Raw genomic sequence first — 4,757 nt, 5'->3', positions numbered from 1 at the left:
GTCTGCATACAGACCCTGTTGGAGATTCTATGTTGCAGGGTTGCCCTGCAACATAGAATCTCCAACATTGGATCTGGGGTGTTCTATGGATCCGGTTACAACACCGATGCCGTGGTCGGCAGCTTCGGCTGGCGATACAAGTCCAGCAGCACCTGATCCAGCACCGAAGACGCGCCAAACGGAGCCTTGTCGTTAAGGATCGCCACCACTGCCCAGGTATTGCCATTGACATCGCGGCTGAAGCCGGAGATGGCACGCACGGTGTTCAGGGTGCCAGTCTTGACGTGGGCTTCACCGGTCATGGCCGTGCGCTTCAGGCGTTTGCGCATGGTGCCGTCGGTGCCGGCAATCGGCATCGAGCTGATGAACTCGGCGGCGTACGGGCTGCGCCAGGCGGCTTGCAGCATCGCGGCCATTTCACGCGCGCTTACCCGTTCGGCGCGGGACAGGCCGGAGCCGTTCTCCATCACCAGGTGCGGTGCGGTGATGCCTTTCTGCGCCAGCCATTGACGCACCACGCGCTGGGCCGCTTTGGCGTCATCACTGTCGGCGTCGGTGCGGAATTTCTGGCCCAGGCTCAGGAACAACTGCTGAGCCATGGTGTTGTTACTGTACTTGTTGATGTCGCGAATGATTTCCGCCAGGTCTGGCGAGTAGGCCCGGGCCAGCACCTTGGCGCTGCTCGGCGTCGGTGCCAGACGATCCTGGCCCTGGATGCTGCCGCCCAGTTCCTTCCAGATCGCGCGCACGGCGCCGGCGGTGTAGGTCGCGTGGTCGAGTAGCGACAGGTAGGTCTGGGAGCTGCAACCTTCGCCCAACTGGCCGCCGACGGTCACGGTGACGCTGCCATCAGCCTGGGTCACCGGGTTGTAGCGCACGCCCCCGGTGCATTGCTTGGAGTTGAGCGCCTTGACCTGATTGTCGATGCGGATGCTGGCAATCGGCGGCTCGACCGACACCAGGACCTTGCCCGAATCGTTGCGGGCCACGAAACGCAGGGCCTTGAGGTTGACCAGCAGTGCGTCGGGCTTGACCAGGAACGGTTTGTTCTCGTCATTGCCGTCGTCGTTGAACTCGGGCAGTTGCGGCTGCACGAAGAAGCCGCGGTCCAGCACCAGGTCACCGGTGACCTGGGTCACGCCATTGGCGCGCAAGTCGCGCATCAGCAGCCAGAGTTTTTCCATGTTCAGCTTCGGATCGCCGCCACCCTTGAGGTAGAGGTTACCGTTGAGGATGCCACCGCTGAGGGTGCCGTCGGTGTAGAACTCGGTTTTCCACTGATGGTTCGGGCCAAGCATTTCCAGCGCCGCATAGGTGGTGACCAGTTTCATGGTCGAGGCCGGGTTGACCGAAACGTCAGCGTTATAAACGGTTGAGGTGCCCGGGCCATTAAGCGGGATCATCACCAGCGACAAGGCACTGTCCGGCAATTTGCTGGCCTTGAGGGCCTTTTCAACGTTGGGCGACAGGGCGGTGTTGATCGGTGCGGCGGAAACGGGGAGGGCCAGGGGCAGAAGAAGGCTGGCCAGCAGCAATGGACGCAAAGATTTGATCATCTGAAATAAAACCCTACAGCCGAGGGGAAAAAAGACGAGGGCATGGTGATAAATTCCCTCAGCGGTCATGAAAGTGTCGGCATTATGCCCCAAGGTGCAAGGGCTTGTGCCGCACCTTGGTCGACTAATCCGCTATTTTTTTACCGACGGTAGACGTCGCGCCGTTCTGAGGCGGGTAATCGGCGCCTTAAACTGCTAAAGTGCCGCCCGTTATTACTTATGAGGATTGTTCCAATGGCGACTAACCGTTCCCAGCGTCTGCGCAAAAAACTGTGCGTCGATGAATTTCAAGAGCTGGGTTTCGAACTGAACCTGGATTTCAAAGAAGATTTGGCTGATGAAGCCATTGATGCTTTCCTCGACGCGTTCCTGAAAGAAGCCATGGAAGCCAACGGTCTGGGTTATGTGGGCGGCGATGACTTCGGTCTGGTTTGCCTGCAGAAGCGTGGCTCGGTGACCGAAGCACAGCGTGCCGCTGTTGAAGCCTGGCTCAAGGGCCGTAGTGAATTGACCAGCGCTGAAGTCAGCCCGCTGATCGACGTCTGGTACCCGGAAAAGCCGATCAATCCGGTAGCCTGATGTTCAAAAAAACGGCGACCCAAGGGTCGCCGTTTTTTTCAGGCCTTGCGCCAATTCAGAATCACCAGCGTCAACACCCCCGCGACAATCCCCCAGAACGCCGAACCGATGGAAAACAGCGTCAGCCCCGATGCCGTCACCATAAAGGTAATCAGCGCCGCTTCCCGTTCCTGCACTTGCGCCATGGCAATGCTCAGCCCGTTGATGATTGAGCCGAACAGCGCCAGCGCGGCAATCGACAGCACCAGTTCTTTAGGCAACGCGGCAAACAACGCCGCCAGTGTCGCGCCGAACACTCCGGCAATCCCGTAGAAAATCCCGCACCAGACCGCTGCCGTGTAGCGCTTGTTGCGATCCTCATGGGCGTGCGGCCCGGTGCAGATCGCTGCGCTGATGGCGGCCAGGTTGATGCCGTGGGAGCCGAACGGTGCCAACAGCAGCGAGGCAATCCCAGTGGTGGTGATCAGCGGCGAGGCCGGGACGTTGTAGCCGTCGGCGCGCAAAACGGCGATGCCCGGCATGTTCTGCGAGGTCATCGCCACCACGAACAGCGGGATGCCGATGCTGATGGTCGCGGCCAGGGAGAAATGCGGCGTGGTCCAGACCGGCGTCGCGACTTCCAGGTGAAAGCCACTGAAATCCAGCAACCCCATGAAACCGGCCAGCGCGGTGCGGTGCTGGGCGGCGACGAAAATCTCGCTGCCGATCTTGAACAGAATCCCCGCCAGCAACGCCGCCGCCAACGAGGCCGGAATCTTTTTCACCAGCCGTTCGAAACTGCCCGTCAGGCCGCACACGGTCACCAACACTGCGCAAGTAATGTAGGCGCCGATGGCCTCGCCGTAGCTGACACCGCCCAGGCTGGTGATCAGCAACGCCGCGCCGGGGGTCGACCAGGCAATGGTAATCGGGGTGCGATAGCGCAAGGACAGGCCGATCGAGCACACCGCCATGCCGATGGAGATCGCCCAGATCCACGACGAAATCTGCCCGCTGCTCAGGCCCGCCGCTTGGCCTGCCTGGAACATCAGCACCAGCGAACTGGTGTAACCGGTCATCATGGCGATGAACCCGGCGACAATGGCCGAGGGCGACGTGTCGGTCAGGGGACGAAGCTGCGTGTGCGTGGCGTCGGTCATGACAGCGGTGTTCCTTGTTTTATAGAAATAATCAACTCCGGGGAGCTTTTGTGGCGAGGGAGCTTGCTCCCGCTGGGCTGAAACAATCCAATGCGCTCAGATAGATGAAGCGCGTTAGCAGCATCAACGACGGCTTCGCCGCCGAGCGGGAGCAAGCTCCCTCGCCACAATGGTCTCTTCACTTCAGTTCCCGCCCACAGGTTTGCGCGTTCAAGCCTAAACTGAAACGTAACCGGGCGTTGCGATACAGCAAAGGCGACAAACAGCCGTACAGTCGTGTTGCCACCCGCCATTGTGTACAATTGCAGTGTTTTTTACGCGATACTTGCCAGTGACCCACTGTGCCGTATTACAGTCACGGTCAATTCGCCGCAGTTCTCCCGACTCGAGTGCCCATGAACGAACAGTTGCAACCCCTCAAGAAACAACCGCGAGCAGGCAAAGCCGGCCGCAGCGGTACCCAGGACGATATTGTCTACGCGCATATCTTCGAGGCCATCCTCGAACAGCGTCTGGCGCCCGGCACCAAGTTGAGCGAAGAAGCGCTGGGGGAAATTTTCGGGGTCAGCCGCACCATCATTCGCCGCGCGCTGTCGCGTCTGGCCCATGAAGGCGTGGTGTTGCTGCGTCCGAATCGCGGCGCTGTCGTTGCCAGCCCGAGTGTCGAGGAGGCTCGCCAGGTGTTCATGGCGCGGCGGCTGGTGGAGCGGGCGATCACTGAGTTGGCGGTGCAGCACGCCACTGCCGAGCAGATTGCCGACTTGCGGCAGATGGTCAACGACGAGCGCGACAGCTTCTCCCGTGGCGATCGCGGTGCCGGTATTCGTCTGTCGGGCGAGTTTCACTTGAAACTGGCCGAGGCGGCGAAGAACGCGCCGCTGATCAGCTTCCAGCGCAGCCTGGTGTCCCAGACATCGCTGATCATCGCCCAGTATGAGAGCGGCAACCGTTCCCACTGTTCCTACGATGAACACACCCAGCTGATCGACGCCATCGAAGCGCGGGACGCGACGCTGGCGGTGGATTTGATGATGCATCACATGGACCACATCGACAGCAAACTCAACCTCGACGAAGAAAGCGCGTCGGATGATTTGCATGCGGTGTTCTCGCATCTGTTGCAGACCAAGAAGCCAGGGCGCTCGACTGCCAAGCTATAAATCGGGCCGAGTCGCGATAGCGGTCTGACAGGCGACAAAAAAATCCCCCGCAATCAATGAATGCGGGGGATTTTTTATGCCCGAAAAACCTTAACGCTGATGCACCAGATTCCCCGCCGCGTACGTCTGCAGCACAGTCCGATCATCCCCCAGCGTCATCAACACAAACAACGTCTCGGCAATGTTATTGGCCTGCTTCAGGCGATAGCTCAGCAGCGGCGTCGCGTTGTAGTCCAGCACCAGGAAGTCCGCGTCGGTGCCCGGTTGCAGGGTGCCGATCTTGTCTTCCAGGCGCAGCGCGCGGGCACCGCCGAGGGTGGCGA

The 4,757-nt window shown here is 60.2% G+C and carries 5 protein-coding genes; 2 read left to right on the top strand and 3 right to left on the bottom strand.

The genetic code is table 11. The features are described from left to right. Positions 1-95: 95 nt before the first annotated feature. Positions 96-1,556, bottom strand: a complete 1,461-nt coding sequence (dacB, locus tag AC1DLB_RS25500) for a D-alanyl-D-alanine carboxypeptidase/D-alanyl-D-alanine endopeptidase (protein WP_477743789.1) — start codon at positions 1,554-1,556, stop codon at positions 96-98. A 234-nt stretch (positions 1,557-1,790) separates the two neighbouring features. Between dacB and AC1DLB_RS25495 the strand changes: the two genes are divergently transcribed. Next, on the top strand, positions 1,791-2,135 hold the full coding sequence (locus AC1DLB_RS25495) for a YggL family protein (protein ID WP_018925275.1): 345 nt from the start codon (positions 1,791-1,793) through the stop codon (positions 2,133-2,135). A 38-nt stretch (positions 2,136-2,173) separates the two neighbouring features. On the opposite strand, the gene AC1DLB_RS25490 is transcribed toward AC1DLB_RS25495, so the two are convergent. After that, positions 2,174-3,274 carry a benzoate/H(+) symporter BenE family transporter gene (locus AC1DLB_RS25490; RefSeq protein ID WP_477785872.1) on the bottom strand — a complete coding sequence of 367 codons (1,101 nt, stop codon included), beginning with the start codon at positions 3,272-3,274 and terminating at the stop codon, positions 2,174-2,176. Between the two features lie 395 nt (positions 3,275-3,669). On the opposite strand from AC1DLB_RS25490, the gene AC1DLB_RS25485 reads away from it, so the two are divergent. Beyond that, positions 3,670-4,434 (top strand): GntR family transcriptional regulator, encoded by a 765-nt coding sequence (locus tag AC1DLB_RS25485; protein ID WP_007941070.1) that lies wholly within the window; start codon positions 3,670-3,672, stop codon positions 4,432-4,434. A gap of 90 nt (positions 4,435-4,524) precedes the next feature. On the opposite strand, the gene AC1DLB_RS25480 is transcribed toward AC1DLB_RS25485, so the two are convergent. Next, positions 4,525-4,757, bottom strand: a 233-nt coding sequence (locus AC1DLB_RS25480) for an amidohydrolase family protein (RefSeq protein ID WP_477785871.1), incomplete at its 5' end; no start/stop codon positions are given.

Source organism: Pseudomonas sp. 05N434 (assembly GCF_056396965.1).
This window is presented reverse-complemented; position numbering and strand designations above follow the sequence as displayed.